This window comes from Quadrisphaera sp. KR29 (assembly GCF_052644995.1).
Window position 1 is genome coordinate 77,644 of the sequence record NZ_JBQXXG010000015.1, and the last position, 24,482, is coordinate 102,125.

At 76.2% G+C, this 24,482-nt stretch carries 32 protein-coding genes and 2 tRNA genes; 11 read left to right on the plus strand and 23 right to left on the minus strand.

Annotation, left to right across the window (positions count from 1 at the left end):
- The first annotated feature begins 7 nt into the window (after positions 1–7).
- The 3 genes from ACUN9U_RS14105 to ACUN9U_RS14115 all read left to right on the plus strand — a co-directional run bounded on the left by ACUN9U_RS14105 (position 8) and on the right by ACUN9U_RS14115 (position 2,273).
- Positions 8–1,054, plus strand: a complete 1,047-nt coding sequence (locus ACUN9U_RS14105; protein WP_445485631.1) for an ABC transporter permease — start codon at positions 8–10, stop codon at positions 1,052–1,054.
- Positions 1,051–1,857, plus strand: a complete 807-nt coding sequence (locus ACUN9U_RS14110; RefSeq protein ID WP_445485632.1) for an ATP-binding cassette domain-containing protein — start codon at positions 1,051–1,053, stop codon at positions 1,855–1,857. Before ACUN9U_RS14105 ends, ACUN9U_RS14110 begins: the two co-directional genes overlap by 4 nt.
- A 101-nt stretch (positions 1,858–1,958) precedes the next feature.
- Positions 1,959–2,273, plus strand: coding sequence for a putative quinol monooxygenase (locus ACUN9U_RS14115; protein WP_445485633.1), 315 nt, complete (start codon positions 1,959–1,961; stop codon positions 2,271–2,273).
- Between the two features lie 7 nt (positions 2,274–2,280).
- Here ACUN9U_RS14115 and ACUN9U_RS14120 read toward each other — a convergent pair whose 3' ends face one another.
- Complete coding sequence (locus tag ACUN9U_RS14120) at positions 2,281–3,045, minus strand: alpha/beta hydrolase (protein ID WP_445485634.1); 765 nt, start codon at positions 3,043–3,045, stop codon at positions 2,281–2,283.
- A 154-nt stretch (positions 3,046–3,199) separates the two neighbouring features.
- Here ACUN9U_RS14120 and ACUN9U_RS14125 point away from each other — a divergent pair, with 154 nt between their 5' ends.
- Positions 3,200–4,591, plus strand: a complete 1,392-nt coding sequence (locus ACUN9U_RS14125) for a YibE/F family protein (RefSeq protein ID WP_445485635.1) — start codon at positions 3,200–3,202, stop codon at positions 4,589–4,591.
- A gap of 49 nt (positions 4,592–4,640) precedes the next feature.
- Positions 4,641–4,901 (plus strand): hypothetical protein, encoded by a 261-nt coding sequence (locus ACUN9U_RS14130; RefSeq protein WP_445485636.1) that lies wholly within the window; start codon positions 4,641–4,643, stop codon positions 4,899–4,901.
- 26 nt (positions 4,902–4,927) lie between these two features.
- Here the strand turns inward: ACUN9U_RS14130 and ACUN9U_RS14135 are convergent, their stop codons facing one another.
- Genes ACUN9U_RS14135 through ykgO form a run of 5 tightly spaced genes read right to left on the minus strand, consistent with a single transcriptional unit; the run spans position 4,928 to position 6,079 of the window.
- Positions 4,928–5,209 (minus strand): type B 50S ribosomal protein L31, encoded by a 282-nt coding sequence (locus ACUN9U_RS14135; RefSeq protein ID WP_445485637.1) that lies wholly within the window; start codon positions 5,207–5,209, stop codon positions 4,928–4,930.
- A gap of 25 nt (positions 5,210–5,234) precedes the next feature.
- Positions 5,235–5,540, minus strand: a complete 306-nt coding sequence (gene rpsN / locus ACUN9U_RS14140) for a 30S ribosomal protein S14 (protein WP_445485638.1) — start codon at positions 5,538–5,540, stop codon at positions 5,235–5,237.
- Positions 5,541–5,542: 2 nt separating this feature from the next.
- Positions 5,543–5,710 carry a 50S ribosomal protein L33 gene (gene rpmG / locus ACUN9U_RS14145; protein WP_445485639.1) on the minus strand — a complete coding sequence of 56 codons (168 nt, stop codon included), beginning with the start codon at positions 5,708–5,710 and terminating at the stop codon, positions 5,543–5,545.
- Between the two features lies 1 nt (position 5,711).
- Entirely contained in the window at positions 5,712–5,948 is a 237-nt protein-coding gene (gene rpmB, locus ACUN9U_RS14150; RefSeq protein WP_445485640.1) for a 50S ribosomal protein L28, read from the minus strand.
- Between the two features lie 8 nt (positions 5,949–5,956).
- The gene (gene ykgO, locus ACUN9U_RS14155) at positions 5,957–6,079 is read right to left on the minus strand and encodes a type B 50S ribosomal protein L36 (protein WP_445485665.1); all 123 of its coding nucleotides are present in this window, start codon (positions 6,077–6,079) and stop codon (positions 5,957–5,959) included.
- Positions 6,080–6,172: 93 nt separating this feature from the next.
- On the opposite strand from ykgO, the gene ACUN9U_RS14160 reads away from it, so the two are divergent.
- From ACUN9U_RS14160 to ACUN9U_RS14170, 3 genes are all read left to right on the plus strand, one after another.
- Complete coding sequence (locus ACUN9U_RS14160) at positions 6,173–7,300, plus strand: GTP-binding protein (RefSeq protein WP_445485641.1); 1,128 nt, start codon at positions 6,173–6,175, stop codon at positions 7,298–7,300.
- A 26-nt stretch (positions 7,301–7,326) separates the two neighbouring features.
- Positions 7,327–7,623, plus strand: coding sequence for a metal-sensitive transcriptional regulator (locus tag ACUN9U_RS14165; RefSeq protein WP_445485642.1), 297 nt, complete (start codon positions 7,327–7,329; stop codon positions 7,621–7,623).
- Positions 7,624–7,725: 102 nt separating this feature from the next.
- Positions 7,726–8,283, plus strand: coding sequence for an isochorismatase family protein (locus tag ACUN9U_RS14170; protein ID WP_445485643.1), 558 nt, complete (start codon positions 7,726–7,728; stop codon positions 8,281–8,283).
- Positions 8,284–8,365: 82 nt separating this feature from the next.
- Here the strand turns inward: ACUN9U_RS14170 and ACUN9U_RS14175 are convergent.
- The 4 genes from ACUN9U_RS14175 to ACUN9U_RS14190 form a co-directional block, all read right to left on the minus strand.
- A tRNA-Lys gene (locus ACUN9U_RS14175) sits at positions 8,366–8,438 on the minus strand.
- 83 nt (positions 8,439–8,521) lie between these two features.
- Entirely contained in the window at positions 8,522–9,937 is a 1,416-nt protein-coding gene (locus tag ACUN9U_RS14180) for a cytochrome P450 (RefSeq protein ID WP_445485644.1), read from the minus strand.
- 62 nt (positions 9,938–9,999) lie between these two features.
- On the minus strand, positions 10,000–10,296 hold the full coding sequence (locus ACUN9U_RS14185) for a GroES family chaperonin (RefSeq protein WP_445485666.1): 297 nt from the start codon (positions 10,294–10,296) through the stop codon (positions 10,000–10,002).
- Between the two features lie 91 nt (positions 10,297–10,387).
- Entirely contained in the window at positions 10,388–10,660 is a 273-nt protein-coding gene (locus tag ACUN9U_RS14190; protein WP_445485645.1) for a DUF3618 domain-containing protein, read from the minus strand.
- A 90-nt stretch (positions 10,661–10,750) separates the two neighbouring features.
- On the opposite strand from ACUN9U_RS14190, the gene ACUN9U_RS14195 reads away from it, so the two are divergent.
- Entirely contained in the window at positions 10,751–11,221 is a 471-nt protein-coding gene (locus ACUN9U_RS14195) for a peroxiredoxin (protein ID WP_445485646.1), read from the plus strand.
- An 18-nt stretch (positions 11,222–11,239) separates the two neighbouring features.
- A tRNA-Leu gene (locus ACUN9U_RS14200) sits at positions 11,240–11,324 on the plus strand.
- A 40-nt stretch (positions 11,325–11,364) separates the two neighbouring features.
- On the opposite strand, the gene ACUN9U_RS14205 is transcribed toward ACUN9U_RS14200, so the two are convergent.
- The 7 genes from ACUN9U_RS14205 to clpS form a co-directional block, all read right to left on the minus strand.
- Positions 11,365–12,990, minus strand: a complete 1,626-nt coding sequence (locus ACUN9U_RS14205) for a SpoIIE family protein phosphatase (RefSeq protein WP_445485647.1) — start codon at positions 12,988–12,990, stop codon at positions 11,365–11,367.
- A gap of 103 nt (positions 12,991–13,093) precedes the next feature.
- On the minus strand, positions 13,094–13,759 hold the full coding sequence (gene rdgB, locus ACUN9U_RS14210; RefSeq protein ID WP_445485648.1) for an RdgB/HAM1 family non-canonical purine NTP pyrophosphatase: 666 nt from the start codon (positions 13,757–13,759) through the stop codon (positions 13,094–13,096).
- Positions 13,756–14,487 (minus strand): ribonuclease PH, encoded by a 732-nt coding sequence (gene rph / locus ACUN9U_RS14215; protein ID WP_445485649.1) that lies wholly within the window; start codon positions 14,485–14,487, stop codon positions 13,756–13,758. The genes rdgB and rph overlap by 4 nt, the downstream gene beginning before the upstream one ends.
- 223 nt (positions 14,488–14,710) lie before the next feature.
- A complete protein-coding gene (locus ACUN9U_RS14220) occupies positions 14,711–15,517 on the minus strand; it encodes an MBL fold metallo-hydrolase (RefSeq protein WP_445485650.1) in 807 nt (268 codons plus the stop codon).
- Between the two features lie 13 nt (positions 15,518–15,530).
- Positions 15,531–16,391, minus strand: coding sequence for a glutamate racemase (gene murI, locus ACUN9U_RS14225; RefSeq protein ID WP_445485651.1), 861 nt, complete (start codon positions 16,389–16,391; stop codon positions 15,531–15,533).
- On the minus strand, positions 16,384–16,959 hold the full coding sequence (locus tag ACUN9U_RS14230; protein ID WP_445485652.1) for a DUF2017 domain-containing protein: 576 nt from the start codon (positions 16,957–16,959) through the stop codon (positions 16,384–16,386). The genes murI and ACUN9U_RS14230 overlap by 8 nt, the downstream gene beginning before the upstream one ends.
- A gap of 2 nt (positions 16,960–16,961) precedes the next feature.
- The gene (clpS, locus tag ACUN9U_RS14235; protein WP_445485667.1) at positions 16,962–17,303 is read right to left on the minus strand and encodes an ATP-dependent Clp protease adapter ClpS; all 342 of its coding nucleotides are present in this window, start codon (positions 17,301–17,303) and stop codon (positions 16,962–16,964) included.
- A 59-nt stretch (positions 17,304–17,362) separates the two neighbouring features.
- On the opposite strand from clpS, the gene ACUN9U_RS14240 reads away from it, so the two are divergent.
- Positions 17,363–18,694, plus strand: coding sequence for a nicotinate phosphoribosyltransferase (locus ACUN9U_RS14240; RefSeq protein WP_445485668.1), 1,332 nt, complete (start codon positions 17,363–17,365; stop codon positions 18,692–18,694).
- Positions 18,695–18,730: 36 nt separating this feature from the next.
- Here the strand turns inward: ACUN9U_RS14240 and ACUN9U_RS14245 are convergent, their stop codons facing one another.
- The 6 genes from ACUN9U_RS14245 to ACUN9U_RS14270 all read right to left on the minus strand — a co-directional run.
- Positions 18,731–18,970 carry a hypothetical protein gene (locus ACUN9U_RS14245; RefSeq protein WP_445485653.1) on the minus strand — a complete coding sequence of 80 codons (240 nt, stop codon included), beginning with the start codon at positions 18,968–18,970 and terminating at the stop codon, positions 18,731–18,733.
- Positions 18,971–19,033: 63 nt separating this feature from the next.
- Positions 19,034–20,452, minus strand: coding sequence for a diaminopimelate decarboxylase (lysA, locus tag ACUN9U_RS14250; protein WP_445485654.1), 1,419 nt, complete (start codon positions 20,450–20,452; stop codon positions 19,034–19,036).
- Between the two features lie 16 nt (positions 20,453–20,468).
- Positions 20,469–22,145, minus strand: coding sequence for an arginine--tRNA ligase (argS, locus tag ACUN9U_RS14255; RefSeq protein ID WP_445485655.1), 1,677 nt, complete (start codon positions 22,143–22,145; stop codon positions 20,469–20,471).
- A gap of 9 nt (positions 22,146–22,154) precedes the next feature.
- A complete protein-coding gene (locus ACUN9U_RS14260; RefSeq protein ID WP_445485656.1) occupies positions 22,155–22,571 on the minus strand; it encodes a response regulator in 417 nt (138 codons plus the stop codon).
- A 22-nt stretch (positions 22,572–22,593) separates the two neighbouring features.
- Positions 22,594–23,829, minus strand: coding sequence for a Glu/Leu/Phe/Val family dehydrogenase (locus ACUN9U_RS14265; protein ID WP_445485669.1), 1,236 nt, complete (start codon positions 23,827–23,829; stop codon positions 22,594–22,596).
- A gap of 71 nt (positions 23,830–23,900) precedes the next feature.
- The coding region (locus ACUN9U_RS14270) for an aminotransferase class III-fold pyridoxal phosphate-dependent enzyme (RefSeq protein WP_445485657.1) at positions 23,901–24,482 on the minus strand (582 nt) is incomplete at its 5' end.

Genomic DNA, 24,482 nt, shown 5'->3' on the forward strand with positions numbered 1-24,482 from the left:
CCGCACCATGACGACCACGAGCCCGGCCAGCGCCCCGGCGTCCGCGGCCGAGGAGCTGGCGCGCCGCCAGCACACCCCGCTGCAGCGGGTGCAGCACCTGCTGCACTCCTACCCCGCCATCAGCCCCGCACTGATCCTGGTGCTGGCCGTGCTCGTGTTCACCGCGCTGAACCCGAACTTCGCCCAGCCCAACGCGCTGTCGCTGCTGGTGCAGCAGACCGCCATCGTGGCGGCGCTGGCGATCGGCCAGACGCTGATCATCCTGACGGCCGGCATCGACCTGTCGGTCGGGGCGATCACCATCCTGTCGACGATGCTCATGGCCACGCTGGCCGCGCAGAACGGCGTCCCGGCCGTGCTGGCCATCCTCATCGGCGTCCTGCTGGGCGTGGGCGCCGGCGCCCTCAACGGGTGGCTGGTGACCCGGGTGAACCTGCCGCCGTTCATCGTCACCCTGGGCACGCTGTCGATCTTCACGGCGATCGCGCTGCTCTACTCCGGCGGCCAGTCGGTGCAGGGCAACGACCTGCCGGGCCTGATGACGTGGACCGGTGAGGCGATCCGGCCCTTCGGACCGGGCACCTTCTACGTCACCACCGGTGTGGTCATCGTGGCGGTGCTGTACGTGGTGGTCGGCTTCGCGCTCAGCCAGACCGCCTGGGGCCGCCACGTCTACGCCGTCGGAGACGACATGGAGGCCGCGCGCCTGGCCGGCATCCGCGTCAAGCGCGTCCTGCTCAGCGTCTACACCACCGCGGGGCTGCTCTACGGCATCACCGCGTGGGTGCTCATCGGGCGCGCCGGGGTGGCGAGCCCCAACGCCGCGGCCGACGCGAACCTGCAGTCGATCACCGCCGTGGTGATCGGGGGCACCAGCCTGTTCGGCGGCCGGGGCGGCGTGCTGGGCACCCTCATCGGGGCCCTCATCGTCCAGGCCTTCGCCACCGGCCTGTCCCTGGCCGGGGTCGACGACCAGTACCGCGTGCTGACCATCGGCATCCTCGTCATCGTCGCCGTCTCGGTCGACCAGTGGATCCGGAAGGTGAAGGCGTGAGCACCCCCTCGACGGCCGGCGCGCAGCCGGTCCTGCAGGCCCGCGGCCTGGTCAAGACCTACGGCAAGGTCGTCGGGCTCGACGGCGTCGACGTCGACCTGTTCCCCGGTGAGGTCCTCGCCGTCATCGGCGACAACGGCGCCGGCAAGTCCACCCTCATCAAGGCCCTCACCGGGGCGGTGGTCCCCGACGCCGGGGAGCTGCGCCTCGACGGGCAGGTGGTCAGCTTCAAGCGCCCGCAGGACGCCCGCGAGGCCGGCATCGAGACCGTCTACCAGACGCTCGCGGTCGCGCCGGCCCTCGACGTCGCCTCCAACCTGTACCTCGGGCGGGAGGAGCGCCGGCCGGGCGTGCTGGGCTCGGTGTTCAGGATGCTGGACAAGAAGGGCATGAAGCAGCGCGCCGGGGACTCCGTCAAGCGCCTGGGCATCCAGACCATCCAGGACATGGGCCAGGCGGTGGAGACCCTCTCCGGCGGCCAGCGCCAGGCGGTGGCGGTCGCCCGGGCGGCGGCCTTCGGCTCCAAGGTGGTCGTCCTGGACGAGCCCACCGCGGCGCTGGGGGTCAAGGAGGGCAACCTCGTGCTGTCGATGATCGAGCAGCTGCGCGACAGCGGCCTGCCGGTCATCCTCATCAGCCACAACATGCCCCACGTGTGGCAGGTGGCGGACCGCATCCACGTCCAGCGCCTCGGGCGCCGGGCGGCGGTGATCTCCCCGCAGACCCACACCATGGGCGAGGGCGTGGCGATCATGACGGGCGCGGTCACCGTGCCCGCCGAGGAGCAGGTCACCACCAGCTGACCCGCGGTCCCGCCGCGGTGCTGCTCCCCAGCGCTGGTGCGCCGGGGAGCAGCGCCGCAGCGGGTGCGCGCGCGGTCACCGAGCCATCCAGGGAGGATCGTGTGGACGAACCCGGAGCCGTGGACCTCATCGCGACCATCGCGGTGCCCCCGGCCCAGCTGACCCGGGTCCTGCGGATGCTGCAGGAGTACGGGGAGTCGGTGCGGGCAGAGCCCGGCAACCAGCGCTTCGAGGTCTACGCCTCCGACGCCGAGGACCACTCGGTCGTGGTGCTGGAGCGGTACGCCTCCGCGTCCGCCTTCCAGGCCCACCTCGACCACCCCGCCAACGCGCGGTTCAACGAGGCCCTCGGCGCGGTCCTCGGCGGCGCCGGCTCGCGCCTGGAGCTCCTGCGGGCGCCCTCCCCGACGCGCTGAGCCCCGCTCAGCGGGGGCGCAGCGGCAGCCAGGCCAGCACGTCCTGGACGGTGCGGTCCCAGTAGCCCCACTCGTGCGCGCCGGGGTCGAAGCCCTCGGTCACGGCGAAGCCCCGCTCGCGGGCGGCGGCGGCGAAGCGGCGGCTGGAGCCGACCAGGGCGTCCTCGGTGCCGCAGCGCACGTAGAGGTCCGGCGCGGTGGCCGGGTCCACGACGTCCAGGAGGGCGAACAGGTCGGCGGAGGTGCCCTCGGCCGGGGCGTCGAGCACGTGCGAGAAGACGTCGTGCGCGTCCTCGCGCTGCAGCCCGGCGACGTCGAGGGCCCCCGACAGGCTCGCCGCGGCCGCGAAGCGCTCCGGCTGGCGCAGCCCCGAGAGCAGCGCCCCGTACCCGCCCATCGACAGGCCCGCGGCGAAGGTGTCCTCGCGGTCGGTGGAGACGCGGAAGAACCGCTGGACGACGGCGGGGAGCTCCTCGGACAGGAACTGCCAGTAGGCACCGGTGTGCGCGCCGTCGAGGTAGAAGCTGCGCGCCACCTGCGGCATGACCACCGCCAGGCCGAGCTCGGAGGCGTAGCGCTCCACCGAGGTGCGCCGGGTCCAGGTGGTGCAGTCGTCCGAGAGCCCGTGCAGCAGGTACAGCACCGGCGGGGGCTCGTCCCCGCCGGAGCTGGCCATGCCGATCTGGGAGGCGGCCGGCTGGGGCAGCACCACCTGCATCGACGTGGACAGTCCCAGGGCGTCGGAGAAGAAGTCGCAGCGGATCAGGGCCATGGCCGACACCCTGCCCCTCGCGGCCCGCGCCGCCACCGGGCGGGGCTCGCGCGCCACCACCGGGCGGGGGCACCCGCGCTGCCGCGGGGCCGCCGGGGTGGGTCGCGTGGGCGGAAACCGCCCGCGCGCCAGGGCCTGCCGAGACCATGGAGGGGTGGCCTCGGACCTGCACCAGCACGTCGGCCACGGGCACCCGCGCCCCGACGGGACGCGTCCGGGCGACGGCGTCCGCGCGGGCGCGCTCGCGCGCCGCGTCGTCGTCGTCCTGGCGGTGGTGTGCGCGCTCGCCTCCGCGGTGGGGGTGGCGCTGCTGTGGCCGCCCGCGGGGACCCTGGCGGCGCTGCGGGAGCAGGTGGGCGCCGAAGGGTCGGTCGTCGTCGACGTGGCGGCGTCAGCGGTCTCGGTGGAGCGGCGCACCTGCCCGGGCACGTCGCTGGACCGCCAGCCCGACGGGACCGTGCCCAGCACCGCCAGCTGCCCGGTGCTCACCGCCACCGTGCTGGAGGGGCCCTCGGCGGGGCAGCAGGTGCAGGTGCCGGTGCCCGCCCAGGTGGCTGAGGGGGGCATCAGGCCCGGCGACAGGGTGGACCTGGGCTACTTCCCGCCCACGCCCGGCTACGACGCCGACTGGCAGTGGGTCGACTTCTCCCGCACCCGCCCGCTGGCGGTGGCGGTCGGGGCCTTCGCCCTGCTCACGGTGCTGGTGGCGCGCAGGCGCGGGCTGGCCGCGCTGGGCGGCATGGTGCTGGCGGGCGCCGTCCTCGGGTTCTTCATGATCCCCGCGCTGCTGGCCGGGCGGCCGCCGCTGCTGGTCTCCGTGGCGGGGTGCACCGCGATCATGTCGGTGGTCCTCTACCTGACGCACGGCTTCAGCCTGCGCACCGCCGCGGCCCACCTGGGCACGGTCAGCGGGCTGGTGCTCGTCGGCGTCGCCGCGCAGGTCGCGGTGGGCGCCACCCACCTGCAGGGCCTGTCCGACGAGGACTCCGCCTACCTGGGCCAGCTCACGTCGGTGGAGACCCTGCGGGGCCTGGTGGTCGCCGGGATCGTGCTGGCCGGCGTCGGGGTGCTCAACGACGTGACCATCACGCAGGCGTCCGCGGTGTGGGAGGTGCGCGAGCACGCGCCCGGCGCCTCGTTCACCACCCTGGTGCGGTCGGGCATGCGCGTGGGGCGCGACCACCTGGCCTCCACCGTGTACACGGTGGCCTTCGCCTACGCGGGCGCCGCGCTGCCCGTGCTGGTCATCCTCGCGGTGACCGACCCGCGCTGGGTCGACGCCGTCAGCTCCTCGGCGCTGGCCGAGGAGGTGGTCCGCACGGCGATCGGCGGGGCGTGCGTGGCGCTGTCGGTGCCCCTCACGACGGCGGTGGCGGCGGCCGCCGTGGCGAGCGCGTCGGTGCGGCGCCCTGCTGCCCCCGGTGCTCCGGGGTCCCCCGCCCACGCGCAGCCCCTCGGCCGTGGTCAGGGACCTGATGAGCAGCAGGCCCCCGGACGGCGAGCACAGCGGGCCGCAGAGCAGCGGGCACGTCGCCGGCTCCGCTGAGCCCGGGCGGTGCTCCGACCGCGCCCAGCCCGCCCACCCACGCGGCGAGGTGCTCGCGGTCGCCGGCGTCGAGCGGCCCGAGCCAGACGACGACGTCGGGGCGCTCGCGCCCGTCCTCGCGCTGCCCCACCGCCGCGACGGGCGCGCTCGCGCACGCGCCGACGCACGGGCTGGAGACGAGCACCCCGCCGCGCGAGGCGCGCACGGCATGCCGCAGCGAGGCGCCCACCTCGTCGTCCTCGCCGTCCAGGCGCCGCAGCGCGGCGCACCGGTGGCCGGTGCAGACCGCCACCAGGGGGCCGGCCGGTGACGACGACGAGGAGGACGAGGAGGTGGTCACTGCGAGCGCTGCCCGTAGCGGCGGCGGAACTCCTCCACGCGCCCCTCGGAGTCGAGCACGCGGGCGCGCCCGGTCCAGAACGGGTGGCTCGCGGAGGAGACTGGGGGTACCACCCGCTTGCGGGGGACCACGTCGATGACGGGGTGGGTGCGGCCGTCCCCCCACTCGACCGTGCCGCGAGCCCGGGAGACCGCCGTGGACTGCGTCAGGAAGGCGGTGTCCGCCGTCCTGTCGCGGAAGACCACGGGGCCGTGCTCGGGGTGCAGGTCGTTCTCCACGCAGTCCTCCTCGTGCTCGTCGGGCCTACCAGCTGGACTTGGTGACGCCGGGCAGCTCGCCCGCGAGCGCCTGCTGGCGCAGCCGCACGCGCGAGAGCCCGAACTTCCGGTAGACGGCACGGGGGCGCCCGTCCACCACGTCGCGGTTGCGCAGTCGGGTGGGGCTGGCGTCGCGCGGGAGGCGCTGCAGCGCGGCGCGCGCGCCAGCGCGCTCCTCCTCGGTGGCAGTGGCCGCTGTCGAGAGCCGCTTGAGCTCGGCGCGGCGCTCGGCCCAGCGGGCGACCACCTCGCGGCGCTGGAGGTCCTTGGCGATCTTGCTCTTCTTGGCCATGCTCAGCGCTCCTCGCGGAAGTCGACGTGGCGGCGCACGACGGGGTCGAACTTGCGCAGCACCAGGCGCTCGGGGTCGTTGCGGCGGTTCTTGCGCGTCACGTAGGTGGAGCCGGTGCCCGCGGTGGAGCGCAGCGTGATCACGGGGCGGACGTCCTGGGCCTTCGCCACCTCAGACCACCTCCCCGCGGCGCTGCAGGTCGGCGACGACGGCTGCGACGCCGCGCCTGTCGATGACGCGCATGCCGGCGGGCGTCAGGTCCAGCCGGACGTGCTTGCCGAGGGAGGGCACCCAGTAGCGCTTGGACTGGGTGTTGGGCTCGAAGCGGCGCTTGGTCCGCCGGTGGGAGTGGGAGATGGCGTTGCCGGAGCGCCCGCGGCGCCCGGTCACCTGGCAGGGGCGGGTCATGGCCGGCCTCAGCCCTGCCGCGCCTTGGAGCGCGGGTTGGCCTTGTTGATGACGTAGAGGTGGCCGCGCCGGCGGACCACCTTCGAGCCGGGCTGGCGCGCGAGCGAGCGCAGCGAGGAGCGGACCTTCACGAAGACCTCCACGGGGTAGCCATCACGAGAAGCGTTCTCGTGATGTGCCACTCTAGGCGAGAACCGTTCTCACAACGACACCCGGAGGCCCCCGTGGTCGCAGCCTCTCGCCTGCCCGTCACCGCCGTCACCGCGGTGGACGCCGCGTCGCGCGACGCCGCCGTGCTCAGCGTCCAGCTGGACGCCCCCGACGCCGTGGTCGTCCGCCACGACCTCACCGGTGCCGGCCAGGGGCTGCTGCGCCGCGTGGTGAGCGACGGGACGGGCGTGCTGGAGGACGTCGTGGTCCCCCTCGAGCACGCCTGCCTGTCGTGCGCGGTCCGCGAGGACCTGCTGCCCGCGCTCGTGCGCCTGGCCGAGCTGGACCGCTGGAGCGCGGCGCTGCTGGCGCTGCCGCTGGCCAGCGAGCCGGTGCCCGCGGTCCGCGGGCTGCTGGGCCTGCTCGGCGGCGCGGCCTCCGAGCGCGCCGTGCGCGAGCGCCTCGACCTCGCCGGAGTGGTGCTCGCCGTCGACGGCACCACCGCCGCCGGCGACCTGCTCGGCGACGACCTGCTCGGCGAGCGCGACCTCGAGCACGGTGACGACGACGCGCGCAGCGTCGGGGAGGTGCTCGCCCGCCAGCTGCGCGGCGCCGACCTCGTCCTGGCGCCCGGCGCCGACGCGCGGACGCTCGCGCTGCTGCAGCACCTCGCCCTGCCGGGCACCGTCGACGCCCGTGCCGCCAGCGACCTGGGGGCGCCCCACCTGCTGCGCCACCGCCACGACCCCCGCACCTCCCGGCTGTGGGACGACCCGCGCGCTGCTGCGCCCAGCGGCGCGCCCGACGCCCACGGCGTGTGGACGCTGGACCTGCACGACTGGCGGCCCGCCCACCCCGAGCGGCTGCGCGGGAACCTCGAGGCGCTGGCCGGCGGCCGGCTCGTGGGGCGGGGCCGGTTCTGGCTGCCGACGCGCCCGGCGGTGGTGGGCGCCTGGGACGGCGCGGGGGGCCAGCTCAGCGTGGGCGACGCGGGGCCGTGGGGCGCGACCGGCCTGGAGGTCGAGCGCAGCACCCGCCTGGTCGTCACCGGGGTCGAGGAGGACCCCGCCCCCGTCCTCGCGGCCTTCCAGGACAGCCTGCTCACCGACGCCGAGCTCGCCCGCGGCCTGGGCCGCTGGGCGGGCCGCAGCGACGGCTTCGAGCCGTGGCTCGGCGAGGCGGCCGTCGACGAGGTCGCCTGACACCCCCCAGGGGTATCCTCGGCACCATGGACGAGGCGGCGCAGCACGGCTACTCGCACGCCAAGGACGCCCACCTCAAGCGCCTGCGCCGCATCGAGGGGCAGGTGCGCGGCCTGCAGCGCATGGTCGACGAGGACCAGTACTGCATCGACGTCCTGACCCAGGTCTCGGCGGCCACCAAGGCGCTGCAGCAGGTCGCGCTGGGGCTGCTCGAGGAGCACCTGGCCCACTGCGTGGTCGACGCCGCGCGCCGCGGCGGCCCCGAGGCCGACGAGAAGGTCCGCGAGGCCTCGGCCGCCATCGCGCGCCTCGTGCGCAGCTGACGGGCGCTCGAGGCGCTGACCGCCGGCGCGCGAGCGGTGCGGGGTGTCGGCGGCCGGGTCTAGCGTGCCGCCTCGAGAGGACGCACCGAGGTGGGAGGCACCATGACCACGCTGGAAGGCCGTCAGGGCAGCGCGCTGCTCGTCGTGGACGTGCAGAACGACGTCGTCGGCGAGGCGCCGCGGCGCGACGAGGTGGTGACCGCCATCTCCGGGCTGGTCGACCGCGCCCGCGCCGAGGGCGTGCCCGTGGTGTGGGTGCAGCACTCCGACGAGGGCCTGCCGGCGGGCAGCGACGGCTGGAGGATCGTCGACCAGCTGGCTCCGGCCGAGGGCGAGCCCGTGGTCCAGAAGCACTACGGGGACAGCTTCGAGGCGACCGACCTCGAGCAGGTCCTGGCCGAGCGCGGGGTCGGCCGGCTGGTGGTGACCGGCGCCGAGACCGACGCCTGCATCAGGTCCACCATCCACGGCGCCTTCACCCGCGGCTACGACGTGACGCTCGTGGGCGACGCCCACACCGCCGGCGACAAGAGCGCGTGGGGCGCTCCCCCGGTGGCCGACGTCGTGGCGCACACCAACCTGTACTGGCGCTTCCAGAGCGCCCCCGGGCGCACCGCGGACGTCGCCGAGGCCGCGGACGTGTCCCTGCGCGCCGGGTGAGGGTGCCGTCGTCGTCGGTCTGCGAGCGGCCGGGGACGACGGAGGGGCCCGACCTGGTCAGGTCGGGCCCCTCCGCACCGGGTGCGCCCCCTGGGACTTGAACCCAGAACCCGCGGATTAAGAGTCCGCTGCTCTGCCAATTGAGCTAGAAGCGCGTGTGCGGTGAACACACTACCAGTCCCGCGGGGCCGTGCGGGTGGGGGTGGTGGCCGCCGGAGGGCCCGCGAGCGGCGCTCCGTCAGCGGCGCTCGAGGCGCAGCGGCAGGCCGTGCCGCGGGCGCAGGGTGACCAGGGCCTCCAGCACCGGCTCACGGCCCGGCACGGGTCGCACCGCCCTGTCACGCAGCAGCGAGGCGAGCACGAGCACGGCCTCGGTGAGGGCGAAGTCCCGCCCGATGCACAGCCGCGCCCCCGCCCCGAAGGGCAGGTAGGCACCGCGCGGCACCTCCGGCCCCTCACCGGTGAACCGGCCCGGGTCGAAGCGCTCGGGGTCCGCGTGGGCGTCGGCCCGGCGCTGCAGCAGCCACGGGCTGACGATCACGAGGGTGCCGGCGGGCACGGCCACGCCGTCCACCACGTCGTCGGCCTCGGCGCGCCGGGTGACCACCCAGGCCGGGGGGTACAGGCGCAGCGACTCGTCGACCACGGCGCGCGTCCACGCCAGGGCGGGCAGGTCCTCCCAGGTCGGCGCCCGGTGGCTGGAGCGCGCTCCGCCGCCACCGCCGCCCTCGCCGCCGCCCTCGGCGACACCGAGGACGGCGTCCAGCTCCGCGTGCAGCCGGTCCTGCGCCTCCGGGTGCTCCGCCAGGAGGTGCAGCGTCCAGGTGAGGCAGGAGGCCACCGTCTCGTGGCCGGCGATGACCATGGTCACCAGCTCGCCCCGCACGGCCTCGGGCGGCAGGCGGCCCTCGTCGACGGCGGCCAGGAGCAGCCCGAGCAGGTCCTGCCCGAGCTCCCCGCTGGCGCGGCGGCGCGCGACGACCCGGTCCACCACCTCGTCCATGACGCGGTTGGCCCGCCGCAGCCGGCGCCGCGACGGCGTGGGCAGCCAGCCGGGCACCGGGGTGCGGGCGCGGGAGACGACCACGCCCAGGGCCTCCAGCACGGCGGCCACCACGCGCTCGCCGTCGTCGACCCCCTCGGCCGTGACGTCCCCCCCGAACAGCGTGCGCCCGACCACCTCCAGCGTCGCCTGCAGCGCGGCGGCGTCGACGTCGACGACACCGCCGGCCGCGCCGTCCCCGGCGTCCCAGAGGGACCGCAGGCGCTCGGCCGCGGCCACCGACTGCTCGGCCACGGCGACCAGTCCGGAGCGGTGGAAGGCGGGCTGCGCCACGCGGCGCGCCTCGCGCCAGGCGCTGCCGTCGCTGGTGAGCAGGCCGCTGCCGGTGACCAGCGACAGCGACCCGTACTGGACGGTGCGCTTGGACCAGGCCCCGGCACCCTCCACCAGCACCCGCCGCGCCCCCGCCACGGTGTTGACCAGCAGCACCGGCGTGGTGGGCAGCGGGAAGGCGACGTGGTCACCCCACCGCTGCACGGCCGAGCGCAGGTAGGCCAGCGGGTCGCGGCGGATGGCCAGCAGGTCGCGCAGCATGTCCCGGGGCAGCGGCCCCGGCGCGTCGAGCACCGTGTAGCGGGCGTTGGGCCACACCCCCCGGCGCTCCGCGGGGCCGTCCCCCGGGGGCGCGGGCGCCTGCTGCCCCTGCTCGGCGCTCAGAGGTACAGACCGGTGGAGCCGGCCTCCACGCGAGGGGCGGCCACGGCGTGCAGGTCGCGCTCGCGCAGCAGCACGTAGTCGCGCCCCGACAGCTCCACCTCGGCCCGGTCCTCGGGGTCGAACAGGACCCGGTCCCCCAGCTGCACCTGGCGCACGTGCTGGCCGACGGCCGCCACCTCGCCCCACGCCAGGCGCTTGCCGACGGCGGCCGTGGCGGGGATGACGATGCCCGCACCCGAGCGCCGCTCGCCCGCCTCGCGGTCGAGGGCGACGAGCACGCGGTCGTGCAGCATCCGGATCGGCAGGCGCGCGTCGCCCGTGGCGGCGGGGCTCCCGGCAGAGGTGCTCACCCGCCGACGCTACCGCCGGCGGGTGGCTCCGGCGTCAGTGGTGGCGGCGGCGGACGGCCAGCCCGGTGAACAGGCCGACCACGGCGACGACGGCGCCGCCCACGGCGGCGATGCGCTCGACCCGCAGGGCGCCGTCCTCGTCGAGCACGAGCTCCTTGGCCCTGCCCTTGGCGTTCTCGACGCCCTGCTGGGCGAGCGCCTTGGGCGCGACGCGCGAGGCGAGCTCGTCGACGGTCGCGGCGAGGTGCTGCTGGTGGAGGCTGATCTCGCGCTCGAGGCGCGCCGGCTCGTCGGGCGGGACGCTCATGCTCGGGACGCTAGTGGCTGCAGCGCGCTCCGGCAGCCCAGGCCCACCTGCTCGGGGGCAGCGGGCGGCGTGTCCGCTAGCCTCCTGGGCGTGGCAGACCGCCTCGAGCCGGGTGACCTCGCCCCGGACTTCACGCTCCCCGCGACGCACGGCGGCAGCTGGACCCTGTCGGAGCACCGGGGCCGCTCGGTCGTCGTGTACTTCTACCCGGCCGCCGGCACGCCCGGGTGCACCACGCAGGCCTGCGACTTCCGCGACAACCTCGGCTCGCTGAGCGCGGCGGGGTACGACGTCGTCGGGGTCTCCCCCGACCCGCTGCCCGCGCTCGAGGCCTGGTCGGCCGAGGAGCACCTGCCCTTCCCGCTGGCCAGCGACACCGAGCGCGGGGTCATCCAGCGCTGGGGCGCCTGGGGGGAGAAGACGATGTACGGCCGCACCACGACGGGGCTGCTGCGCTCCACCGTGGTCGTCGGCCCCGACGGCGTCGTCACCCGCGCCGCCTACAACGTCAAGGCCACCGGCCACGTCGCCCGCCTGCGCAAGGAGCTCGGCGTCGACTGACCGGCCCCCGCCGGGCCAGCGCGAGTGGTGAAACTGGCAGCCACGCAGGACTTAGGATCCTGTGCCTCCGGGCGTGCGGGTTCGAGTCCCGCCTCGCGCACCAGCCCGCCGCCGACCGGGCGCCCCAGCAGCGGGGCCGGCGGTCAGTCGCCGGAGACCACCCGCAGCGCCAGCAGGGCGACGTCGTCCTCCGGCTCGTCGGGCAGCACCCGCGCCAGGACGGCGTCGCACAGCTGCTCCAGCGGCAGGTGGCCCTCGGCCTGCAGCGCCGCCCTGAGGTCCTCCACGCCCGTGTCCAGGGACGTGCCGCGCCGCTCCACCAGCCCGTCGGTGTAGAGCAGCACCGTGCTGCCCACCGCCAGGGCGGCGCTGTGCTCGCGGCGGGTGGTGCCCGGGTCGATGCCCAGCAGCAGGTCGGTCTCGGCGTCCTCCAGCACCACCGCGGTGCCGTCGGGCCGGCGCAGCAGCGGCGGCGGGTGCCCCGCGTTGGACCAGACCAGTCGCCGGGCGGCGTCGGGCGGCACGCCGGCGCCACCGGCCCGCGGGTCGAGGCGGGCGACGACGGCCGTGGCCGAGGTGGCCAGCTCCAGGCCCTCCACGGCCTCGTCCACCGCCGTCAGCACCTGCGCCGGGCGGTGGCCGGTGGCGTGCGCGATGCCGCGGACCAGCCCGCGCACCTGCCCCATGGCCGCGGCGGCGCGCGAGTCGTGGCCGATGACGTCGCCGATGACGAGCACGGTGCTGCCGTCGCGCTGGCGGAAGGCGTCGTACCAGTCCCCCCCGATGCGCGCCTCGACGGCGGCGCTGACGTAGCGGACCGCCAGCTCGGCGCCGGGCGGCCGCGGCGGGGCGGTGAGCAGGCTGCGCTGCAGGGCCGCGCTCAGCTCGGCCTGCTCGCCGTACAGGCGGGCGTTGTCGAGCGCGAGCCCGGCGCGGCGGGCCACCTCGCGCGCGGTCTGCAGCTCGGCCTCGGTGCGCACCGCGGCGGGGTCGGTGCGCACCAGCGCCATCGCCCCGAGGGTGCGGCTGCCCGCCTGCAGCGGCACGACCACCACCGACGCGGGCCGCAGCACCTCCAGCAGCGCCCGCGCCTGCGCGTCACCCACCCAGTCACCCAGGGGCGGCAGCGCCGGGACCACCACCTCACGCCCGGTGCGCAGGGACACCGCCACGGCGGCCTCGCGGCTCATCGTGGCGGCCTGGTAGCCGGCGTACCGCTCCAGCACCGGCTCGAGCGCGGGGTCGTGGTGGGCCCAGCCGAGCGTGCGCCGCAGCCGGCCGGTCTGCACGAGCGTGACCGTGCACCAGTCGGCCAGGTCGGGGACCACGAGGCGGGCCAGCTCACCGACGGCGATGCCCTGGTCCGAGCCGTGGGCGATCAGCTCGCTGACAGCCCCGAGCAGCTCGAGGCGGCGCACGGTGGCCTGCAGCTCCTCCTGCGCCCGGCGGCGCTCGGTGACGTCGAGCAGGTGCACGTGCAGGACCTCGCCCTCGGGCACGGCGTGCACGGAGAGCCAGCGCTGCACCCCGGTGCCGTACGCCTCGAAGGCCAGGGGGGTGCCGCTGCGGCGCGCCTCGGCGTAGCGGGGCCCGAAGGCGTGCTCGCGCCCCTGCGGGAACAGGTCCCACAGGCAGCGCCCCAGCACCTCCTCGCGGGGCGCGCCGAGCAGCGCCTCCGCCGGCCGGTTCATGGCCACCACCCGGTCGGCGCCGTCCAGGGTCAGCCAGGAGGGCGCCTCGGCGAGGGGCAGCCCGTGCTGGTCCGGCACCTCGCCTCCTCCTGCGCGCCCGGCGCGACGACGCACCGTCATGACGGCGTCGCACCCGGTGGCGGCTGCGCCATCCTGCCAGCCGGCAGCGGTGGCCGTGCCGTCAGCGCCTGAGGGCCGCCGCCACCAGGTGCGGGGCCAGGGCCCGGAAGGCCCGGCCGCGGTGGCTGATGGCGTCCTTGGCCTCCGGTGCCAGCTGCGCGCAGCTGACCTCGGAGCCCTCCGGCACGAGCACCGGGTCGTAGCCGAAGCCGCCCTCCCCGCGCGGCTCGCGCGCCAGGCGCCCCCGCAGCTCGCCCAGCTCGACGTGCTCGCGGCCGTCGGGGGCCACCAGCGCCGCGGCGCAGACGAAGGCGGCGCCGCGGTGCTGGTCGGGCACGTCGGCGACCTGCGCCAGCAGCAGGGCGAGGTTGGCGGCGTCGTCGCCGTGGCGACCGGCCCAGCGAGCGGAGAAGATGCCCGGGGAGCCACCGAGCACGTCGACGGCGATGCCGGAGTCGTCAGCGACGGCCACCAGGCCGGTGGCCGCGGCCACCGCGCGGGCCTTGAGCAGCGCGTTGCCGGCGAAGGTCACCTCCGTCTCGGCGACCTCGGGCACCGGCGGGAGCGAGGGGTCGCCCACGGCGAGCAGCTCGACGCGGGCGTCGCTGGGCAGGTGCGGGGCCAGGATGGCGCGCAGCTCGCCGACCTTGTGCGCGTTGCGGGTGGCCAGGACCACGCGCACCGGCCCTCCGGCGCCACCGGTGGCCGCCCTCGCGGCGCGCGTCACAGGCCCAGCGCCTGGCGCTGCAGCCGGGTCAGCTCGGCGCAGCCCCCGGCGGCGAGCTCGAGCAGGGCGTCGAGCTCGGCCCTGTCGAACGGCTCGCCCTCTGCGGTGCCCTGGACCTCCACGAAGCGCCCGTCACCGGTCATGACGACGTTCATGTCGGTCTCGGCGCGCACGTCCTCGACGTACTCCAGGTCGAGGACGGGCTGCCCCCTGTCGATGCCCACGCTGACCGCGGCGACGGAGCCGCGCAGGGGGTCCTTGGTGACGATGCCCTTCTCGCGGGCCCACGTGACGGCGTCGTGGAGCGCCACGTAGGCGCCGGTGATCGCGGCGGTCCGCGTGCCGCCGTCGGCCTGGAGCACGTCGCAGTCGAGCACGACGGTGTTCTCCCCGAGCTTGGCGACGTCGACGGCGGCGCGCAGCGACCTGCCGACGAGGCGGCTGATCTCCTGGGTGCGCCCGCCGACCTTGCCCTTGACCGACTCGCGGTCGCTGCGGGTGCTCGTGGCGCGCGGGAGCATCGCGTACTCGGCGGTGACCCACCCCGAGCCGCTGCCCTTCTTCCAGCGCGGCACGCCCTCGGTGAGGGAGGCGACGCAGAGGACCTTCGTGCGGCCGAACTCCACGAGGACGCTGCCCTCGCCGGCCTCGAGGTAGCGGCGCGTGATGGTGACGTCGCGGAGCTGGTCGGGACGCCGCCCGCCGGGCCTGCTGGTGCTCTCAGCCATGCTCACGAGCCTAGGACCCGCCGCCGACGCCCCCACCCGCGCCGTCGTCGCCCCCCGTGAGCGCGAACAGGCGCTCGGCTGCGGTTCCCGGGGACGCCGGAACCGCAACCGGGCGCTCGGCTGCGGCTCCAGAGGGCCGGGGAACCGCAACCAGGCACTCGGCTGCGGTTCTCGGGCACGCGGGAACCGCGACCGGGCGCTCGGCTGCGGTCGCGGAGGGGCCTCAGAGGGAGTGGACGGCGCCGGGGCGGGCGAGGTCGACGGGGCCGTCGAAGCGGGAGCGGACCTCGGCGAGCACCGCGTCCGGGTCCGCCCAGGGGGTCAGGTGCGTCGCCAGCACCGCGCGGGCCCGGGCGCGCGCGGCGACGCCGCCGGCCCGGGCGCCCGACAGGTGCACCCCGCGCTCGAACGGCAGGTCGTCGGTGAAGCTGGCCTCGGTGAGCAGCAGGTCGGCGTCGGCGGCGAGGTGGTCGAGCCCGGGGCAGTCGTCGGTGTCCCCGGTGTAGGACAGCACCGCGGTGCCGCCGCCCTCGGCGGGGCCGGTGACGCGCAGGCCGTAGGCCTCCACGGGGTGCTCGACCCGCACCGGCTCCACGGTGAACGGCCCCAGCCGCACCGGCTGGCGGTCCACCCAGGTGCCGAAGGCGTACTGCTCGGTCATGCCCGGGCCGTCCTCGGGCAGGTCGTAGGCGCGGGCCAGGCGCCCCGCGGCACCGGCGGGCGCCCACAGCGGCATCGGCGCCCGGGGCTCGCCGCGGTGCGCGGCGGGGCCGTGCTTGAGCGCCACGTAGAGCGAGCAGGCGTCCAGGCAGTGGTCGGCGTGCAGGTGCGAGAGCAGCACCCCGTCCAGCGCGGTGAGGTCGCCACCGGGCAGGTGCCGCTGCAGCGGCCCCGAGGCGCCGCTGCCGAGGTCGAGCACCACGCGCCAGGTGCGCCCGCCGGCTGGGTCCTCCGCCTCCAGCAGGTAGCACGACGCCGGGGAGCCCGGTCCGGGCAGGGACCCCGAGCTCCCGACCACCGTCAGCCTCACGCCGCGTCCCCCTCTACCGGTCGCGCGCCAGCGGCGCGGTGATCTTGGGCAGCAGCCCGGTGTGCAGCACCGTGGTGTGCCGCTCGGCGCGCAGCCGCGCCGGCGCGGCCGTGCCGAGGAAGCGCCGGGCCAGCACCGCGAAGCGCTCCGGGTCGGCGGTGGTCAGCCAGCGGTGCTGCGGCTCGGCCAGCCCGTCGGGGCGCAGCTCACCGCGCGCGGTGAGCTCCCGGTAGACCGCCTTGGCGGTCTCCTCGGCGCTGGAGACCAGCGTCACGCCGTCGCCCATGACGTAGGAGATGACGCCCGTGAGCAGCGGGTAGTGCGTGCAGCCCAGCACCAGGGTGTCGACCCCGGCCGCCTGCACCGGCGCGAGCTGCTCGCGCGCCGCCTCCACCAGCTCCGGGCCCGACGTCACGCCGGCCTCGACGAAGTCGACGAAGCGCGGGCACGGCGTCGTCGTCGTCGTGATCCCCGGGGCGGCGGCGAAGGCGTCGGCGTACGCGCCCGAGGTGGCCGTCGCGGCGGTGCAGATGACGCCGACGCGCCCGGTCCGGGTGCTCGCCACCGCCCGCCGCACGGCCGGCCGGATCACCTCGACCACGGGCACCGAGTAGCGCTCGCGCGCGTCGTGCAGCACCGCGGCGCTCGCCGTGTTGCAGGCGATGACCAGCAGCTTGACGCCGGAGGCGACCAGCTCGTCCAGGCACTCCAGCGCGTAGGCGCGCACGTGCGCCAGCGGGCGCGGCCCGTAGGGGGCGCGGGCGGTGTCGCCGAGGTAGACCACCGCCTCGCCGGGGAGCTGGTCGAGCACCGCGCGCGCCACCGTGAGGCCGCCCACGCCGGAGTCGAAGATGCCGATCGGGGCGTCAGCCACGCCGGTCCCTCCCGCGCCGCGCCGTCAGCGCGCCGACCAGGGACTCCTGCAGCCAGGTCAGGAAGTCGTACACCGAGACCATCCAGACGCGCGGGTCCTCCGGGGAGCGGGAGGCGGCCTCGGCGAGGACGGCCTCGGCGTCCTCGTCGGAGCGCAGGCCGAGCCGCTCGGCGAGCACCAGGCGGACGTCGGTCAGGGACACCAGCCAGGCGTGCGCCTCGTCGGGGTCGAGGACGACGGCGCCGGGCCGGTCCAGCGTGGCGCGGGCGCGCTCCAGCGCCTCCCGCTTGCGGGCCCGCAGACCCTTCTCGGTGAGGCGGCGGAACTCCCGGGCGGCGTCCGGGTCGTCGCGGGCGCCCTGCGGCAGGAGGCGGGCCACCGCCGGGTCGGCCGGCGGCGTGGTGGGGCCGCCGGTGCCCACGAGGGCCTCCAGCGGGTCGGCCGCGGGGGCGGACCCGTCGTCGAGGAGCTCGGCGACCTCGGCGAGCAGGCCCGCGAGCAGGGCGCGCTCGTCGTCGTCGAGGGTGGCGGAGACCCCGCGCCGGGTGCTCTCGAAGCGGCGGGCCACGCTCAGGCGTCCTTCGCGAAGGTGGCCCACAGGCCGTAGGCGTGCATCGCCTCGGTGTCGCGCTCCATCTCCTCGCGGGTGCCGCTGGAGACGACGGCGCGGCCGGCCTCGTGGACGTCGCGCATGAGCTTCTCCGCCTTCTCCTTCGGGTGCCCGAAGTACGTCTGGAAGACGTAGGTCACGTAGGACATGAGGTTCACCGGGTCGTTCCACACGATGGTGACCCACGGCCTGGCGAGCTCGCCGTCGGGCGCCTCGACGCGCTCCTCGGCCTCCGCCGGCGCGGCGCTGGCGACGAGCCGCGCGCCCGCTGCCGGGACCAGCACGGGCTGTGGACCCGTCATCACCGTGCGTCCGTCCGGTGGGTGCTCACGCGCCCCCATCCTACGGTGAGGCCGTGGAGATGACCCCGCCGCGGTCAGCGGCGCCGACGCGCACCGACCTGCCCAGCACCGCGCTGCTGACCGACGCCTACGAGCTGACCATGCTGGAGTCGGCGCTGCGCAGCGGCGCCGCCCAGCGCCGCTGCACCTTCGAGGTCTTCGCGCGCCGGCTGCCCGACGGGCGCCGCTACGGCGTGGTGGCCGGCACCGCCCGCGTGCTGGACGCCCTGGAGCGCTTCCGCTTCGACGAGCCGGTGCTCGACGCGCTGCGCGAGGCGGGCCGGCTGTCGCCGGAGACCCTGGAGCACCTGGCCGCGTGGCGCTTCACCGGCGACGTCGACGGGTACGCCGAGGGCGAGGTGTACTTCCCCGGCTCCCCCGTGCTGACCGTGACCGGCACCTTCGAGGAGGCCGTCGTCCTGGAGACGCTGGTGCTGGCGGTGCTGAACCACGACTCCGCGGTGGCCTCGGCGGCCTCGCGCATGGCGGTGGCGGCCGGGGACCGGCCGATCATCGAGATGGGCAGCCGCCGCACCCACGAGGAGGCCGCCGTGGCCTCCGCGCGCGCGGCCTACCTGGCCGGCTTCTCCTCCACCTCCAACCTCGAGGCCGGCCGGCGCTACGGCGTGCCCACCTCGGGCACCTCCGCGCACGCGTTCACGCTCCTGCACGACTCCGAGGAGGCCGCCTTCCGCGCGCAGGTGGCCGCCCTGGGCACCGGGACGACGCTGCTGGTGGACACCTACGACATCCGGGCCGGCGTCGAGACCGCCGTGCGCGTGGCGGGCCCGCAGCTCGGCGCCGTCCGCATCGACTCCGGGGACCTGGCGGTGCTGGCCGTGCAGGTGCGCCAGCAGCTCGACGCCCTGGGCGCCACGGGCACCCGGATCGTGCTCTCCGGCGACCTCGACGAGTTCGGCATCGCCGCCCTCGGCGCCGCCCCCGTCGACGCCTACGGCGTGGGCACCTCGGTCGTGCAGGGGTCCGGCTCCCCCACCGCGGGGATGGTCTACAAGCTCGTGGAGGTCGAGGGCCGCCCGGTGGCCAAGCGCTCGGAGTCCAAGGCCAGCCACGGGGGCCGCAAGACCGCCGTGCGCCGCCACCGCAGCTCCGGCACCGCCACCGAGGAGGTCGTCAGCGCCGGCGGGCCGCCGCCGGCGGAGCCCGGTGACCGCGCGCTGCAGGTGCCGCTGGTGCGCGGCGGGCAGCGGGTGGGCCCGGCCTCCAGCGGTGACGGCCTCGCGGCGGCGCGCGAGCACCTGGGCGAGGTGCTGGTCAGCCTGCCGTGGGAGGGGCTGGCGCTGTCCAAGGGCGACCCGGCGGTGCCCACCCGGGTGCTGCCGCCGGTCTGAGCCCCGCCGCGCCGGCGACGGCGGCGCGGTGGTGCGTCAGTGCGACGCGCCGCCGCGCCCCAGCGGCTCGACCTGCGGCAGGCCCTCCCGGATCCGGGCGATCCGCTCGGCCTGCTTGCGCTTGGCGGCGATCCTCGCGGAGGCCACCAGGCCGATGCCGATGAGCAGCACGCCGCTGAACTTCGAGATGTCGTGCGCCGTCGTGATGTCGCCGTTGAGCAGGCCGAGGAAGACCAGCAGGGCACCGACACCCATGAGCGCGTACGCGATCGCCACGCCCCTGATCCTGCCAGGTCCGGGTGCCCGGGCGCGCGTCCGCCCCGCTGCCCGGCGCCCCGGTCAGCCGACGTCGCGCGCCAGCAGGTCCTCCTCGGACTCGCGGCGCACCAGCACCCGGCTGGTGCCGTCCTTGACGACCACCACCGGCGGGCGCGGGACGTGGTTGTACTGGCTGGCCATGCTGTGGCAGTAGGCGCCGGTGGCGGGCACGACGAGCAGGTCGCCGGCGGTGACGTCGTCGGGGAGGAACTCGTCCTTGACCACGACGTCGCCGCTCTCGCAGTGCTTGCCGACCACCCGGGACAGCACGGGCGCGGCGACCGAGCTGCGCCCGCCCAGGGTGGCGGAGTAGTCGGCGTCGTACAGCGCGGTGCGGATGTTGTCGCTCATCCCGCCGTCGACGGCCACGTAGCGCCGGTGCAGGCCGCCGTCGAGGGCGACGTCCTTGGTGGAGCCCACCCGGTACAGCGTCACCCCGGCCGGGCCGGCGATGGCGCGGCCGGGCTCCACGGACACCTTGGGCACGGCCACGCCGAGCTGGGCGCACGCCGCGGTGACCACCTCGGCCATGCCCCGCGCGAGGTCGGCGGGGCTCAGGGGGGCGTCCTGCGTGGTGTAGGCGATGCCGAAGCCGCCGCCGAGGTCGACCTCGGGCATCTCCACGCCGTGCTCGGCGAGCACCTGCGCGTGCAGGCCGAGGAGGCGCCGGGCGGCCACCTCGAAGCCGGAGACGTCGAAGATCTGGCTGCCGATGTGGCTGTGCAGCCCGCGCAGCTCGAGCTCCGGGCGCGCGAGCACCCGGCGGACGGCCTCGGCGGCCTGGCCGGAGGCCAGCGACAGGCCGAACTTCTGGTCCTCGTGGGCGGTGGCGATGTAGTCGTGCGTGTGGGCCTCGACGCCCACCGTGGTGCGGATGAGCACCCCCTGGCGCACGCCGGCCTCACGGGCGGCGTCGGCGGTCCTGTCGATGTCGTGGAAGCCGTCGACGACGACCTTGCCGACGCCCGCCCGCACCGCCCGGGCGATCTCCGCGTCGGACTTGTTGTTGCCGTGCAGCAGCACGTGCGCGGGGTCGGTGCCGCCGCGCAGCGCCACCGCCAGCTCCCCACCCGTGCAGGCGTCGTAGCGCAGGCCGTCCTCGGCGAGCCAGCGCGCCACCGCGGTGCAGGTGAAGGCCTTGGCCGCGTAGTACACGTCAGCCCCGCCGCAGGCGTCGGCGAAGGCGTCGGCGAAGGCGTCGCGGAAGGCGGTGGCCCGGGCGCGGAAGTCGGCCTCGTCCACGACGTAGGCGGGGGTGCCGTGCTCGGCGGCCAGCTCGGTGACCGGCACGCCGCCGACGCTCACCGCGCCGTCAGCGCCGCGCCGGGCGCTGGTCGGCCACAGCGCGGGCAGGAGGTCGTTCGGGTCGTCGGGCTCGCTCAGCCAGCCCGGACCGCCCAGGCCCGCTGCGTGCTGCGGGCCTGCGGGGTGCGCTCTCACGGGGTGCTCTCCAGGGTCACATGCGGTCGGGGGCGGAGACGCCCAGCAGGGCCAGGCCGTTGGCCAGCACCGTGCGGGTGGCGTCGTTGAGCCACAGGCGGGTGCGGTGCACGTCGGTGACGGACTCCTCGCCCACCGGCGTGACGCGCCGCTCGTCGTACCACTTGTGGTAGCTGCCGGCGAGGGCCTCCAGGTAGCGGGCCACCCGGTGGGGTTCGCGCAGCTCGGCGGCCTGCGCCACCACGCGGGGGAAGTCGCCGAGGGCGGCCAGCAGGGTGGACTCGGTGGCGTGGTCGAGCACGGAGGGGTCGAAGCCGTCCTCGGTGCGCACCCCGAGCTCGCGGGCGTTGCGGCCCACCCCCGCGGTGCGCGCGTGGGCGTACTGCACGTAGAAGACGGGGTTGTCGTTGGTGCGCTTGACCAGCAGGTCGAGGTCGACGTCGATCTGGGAGTCGACGCTGGAGCGCACCAGGGCGTAGCGCGCGGCGTCGACGCCGACGGCCTCGACGAGGTCCTCCATGGTCACCACGGTGCCGGCGCGCTTGCTCATGCGGACCGGCACGCCCTCGCGCACGAGGTTGACCATCTGGCCGATGAGCACCTCGACGACGTCCGGGTCGTCGCCGAACGCCGCGGCGGCCGCCTTGAGGCGGGCCACGTAGCCGTGGTGGTCGGCCCCGAGCAGGTAGATGCACAGGTCGAAGCCGCGGGCGCGCTTGTCGCGCAGGTAGGCGAGGTCACCGGCGACGTAGGCGGGGCTGCCGTCGGACTTGATGACCACGCGGTCCTTGTCGTCGCCGAACTCGGTGGAGCGCAGCCACCAGGCGCCGTCGGCCTCGAAGAGGCGCCCGGAGTCCTTGAGCTGCTGCACCGCGGTGGCCACCGCGCCGGAGGTGTGCAGGGAGTCCTCGTGGAAGTACACGTCGAAGTCGACGCGGAAGTCGTGCAGGCTCGCCTTGACCTCGTCGAACATCAGCGCCACGCCGCGGCTGCGGAAGGCCTCCAGGGCCTCCGCCTCGGGCAGGGTGCGCGGGTCCGCCTCCCCCGCGGCGAGCGCGCCGCTGACGACGGTGGTGGCGATCTCCTCGATGTACGCGCCGCCGTAGCCGTCCTCGGGCGCCTCCTGGCCGTGGGCGCGGGCCAGCAGGGACCGGGCGAACCTGTCGATCTGCGCGCCGTGGTCGTTGAAGTAGTACTCGCGGGTCACGTCAGCGCCGACGGCGGCCAGCACGCGGGCCAGGGAGTCCCCGACGGCGGCCCAGCGGGTGCCGCCCAGGTGGACGGGGCCGGTGGGGTTGGCGGAGACGAACTCGAGGTTGACCTTCCGCCCGGCCAGGCCGTCGGTGCGCCCGAAGGCGGCGCCGGCCTCGACCACGGTGCGCGCCAGCTCACCGGCCGCAGCGGCGTCGAGGACGACGTTGAGGAAGCCCGGCCCGGCGACGTCGACGCTCTTGACGCCCGCCACCCCGGACAGGCGGGCGGCCAGCACCGCCGCGACCTCGCGCGGCGGCAGCCCGGCCGGCTTGGCCAGCTGCAGCGCGACCGAGGTGGCCCAGTCGCCGTGGTCGCGGTTGCGGGGCCGCTCGACCTTCACGGCCTGCGGGACCGCGCCCGCCGGCAGGGCCAGCTCACCGGCGCTCACGGCGTCGTGAAGGCAGGCGCGGACGGCTGCCGACAGCTCCTCGGGGGTCACCCCACCAGGCTACTGGCGCGAAGGTGAGGCGCTGGCGCCCCGCGGGGGCCTGCCGGCGGCGGCGAGGTCCTCGACGACCTCGACCAGCGCGGTGGGCTCGAAGGGCTTGGCCACCAGCGCGTCGACGCCCACCTGCACGGCCCGGGCGCGCTGGTGGGCCTGCACGCTGGCGGTGACCATCACCACGGGCACGTCGGCCAGGGCGGGGTCGCGGCGCATCTCCGCGACGGCGCTCCACCCGTCGCGCGGCTCCATGACCGCGTCCATCGTCACGACGTCGGGGCGGGCGGCGGCGGGGTCGCGCAGGCGCGCCAGGCACTCGTCGCCGTCGGCGGCCTCCTCGACCTCGTGGCCCTCGAGCTCAAGGTTGAGGCGGATGAGCATGCGGATCTGCGCCGTGTCGTCCACCACGAGCACCAGGGCCACGTCCAGCAGGGTATGCCCGCCCTCAGGGGTAGAGGCCCCGCTGGGTGTGGGCCTGCGCGACGCGCTGCACGGCCAGGCTGGTGGCGGCGGCCCGCAGGTCCACGCCGTGGCGCTGGGACTGGGCGAGCACCTGCTGCCACGCCGAGGTCATGCGGTCGGCCAGGCGGGCCTCCACCTCGTCCTCCGACCACCAGTACGCCTGGTTGGCCTGCACCCACTCGAAGTAGGACACGATCACGCCGCCGGCGTTGGCCAGGATGTCCGGCACCACGAGCACGCCCCGCTGCGCGAGGAGCGCGTCGGCGGCGGCCGTGGTCGGGCCGTTGGCGCCCTCCACCACGAGGCGCGCACGCACCTCACCGGCGTTGCCCTCGTGAAGCACGCCCTCCACGGCGGCGGGCACGAGCAGGTCGACGTCAGCGGTCAGCAGCTCGGGGCCGTCCAGCGGGACGCCCCCCGGGAAGCCGGTCACCGAGCCGGTGGCGTCGACGTGCGCCTCCAGGGCCACCACGTCCAGCCCCGACCCGCCCAGGGCCTCCACGGCCCCGTACTGGTCGCTGACCGCGCGCACGGCCACCCCGGCCTCGGCCAGGAAGCGCGCCGTGCCGCGGCCCACCTTGCCGAAGCCCTGCACCGCCGCGGTCGAGCGCGCTGGGTCCAGCCCCAGGTGGCGCAGTGCGGCCAGGGCGACGTGGACGACGCCGCGGGAGGTGGCCGAGGCGCGCCCCAGGGACCCGCCCAGGGAGATCGGCTTGCCCGTCACCACGCCCAGCACCGTGTGCCCGGCGCCGACGGAGTAGGTGTCCATCATCCAGGCCATCGTCTGCTCGTCGGTGCCGACGTCGGGGGCGGGGATGTCCTGGGCCGGGCCGATGAGCGGGGAGATCTCGGAGGTGAAGCGGCGGGTGACGCGCTCCAGCTCCGCGGCGGAGTACCGGCGCGGGTCGATGCGCACCCCGCCCTTGGCCCCGCCGTAGGGCACGTCGAGCAGGGCGCACTTCCACGTCATCCACATCGCCAGGGCGCGCACCTCGTCGAGGTCGACGGAGGGGCTGAAGCGCACCCCGCCCTTGCCCGGCCCTCGGGAGTAGTTGTGCTGCACCCGGTGGCCGGTGAGGACCTCCACGGTGCCGTCGTCACGGCGCAGCGGGATGCTCACGGTGACCTCGCGGCGCGGCACGGCGAGCAGCTCGTAGGTGCCGCGGTCGTAGCCCAGCAGCTTCACCGCCGCCGCCAGCTGCGCACGGGCGTCGGCCAGCGTGGCCGCCCCTCCGGCCGCAGCGGTGGCGGGTGCGCCGCCGGCCGTGCCGGGGCGGTCCTCCAGGGCGGTCACCGGGCACCCGCGAAGGCCGCGTCGAGCACGTCGAAGGCGTCGTGGAGCAGCTCGTCGCCGATCGTCAGCGGCGGCAGGAAGCGCAGCACGTTGCCGGCGGTGCCGCAGGTCAGCACGATCACGCCCTGCGCCTTGGCCGCTGCGGCCACGGCCGCGGCCAGCGCCGCGTCGGGGGTCCTGCCGTCGGCGGCGACCAGCTCGACGGCGAGCATCGCGCCGCGCCCGCGGACGTCGCCGACGCGCGGGTCGCGGGCGGCCAGCGCCCGCAGGCGGCTGGTCACCAGCTCCTCGACCTCCCGCGCCCGCTGCAGCAGGCCGTCGCGCTCGACGGCCTCCAGCGCGGCGAGCGCGGCGGCGCAGGCGACGGGGTTGCCGCCGTAGGTGCCGCCCAGGCCGCCGGTGTGCACCGCGTCGACCAGCTCCGCGCGACCCGTCACGGCCGACAGCGGCATGCCGCCGGCCACGCCCTTGGCCACGACCACGAGGTCGGGCACGACGCCCTCCCGGTCGCACGCGAACCAGTCGCCGGTGCGCCCGACGCCGCTCTGCACCTCGTCGGCCACGAACAGCGCGCCGTT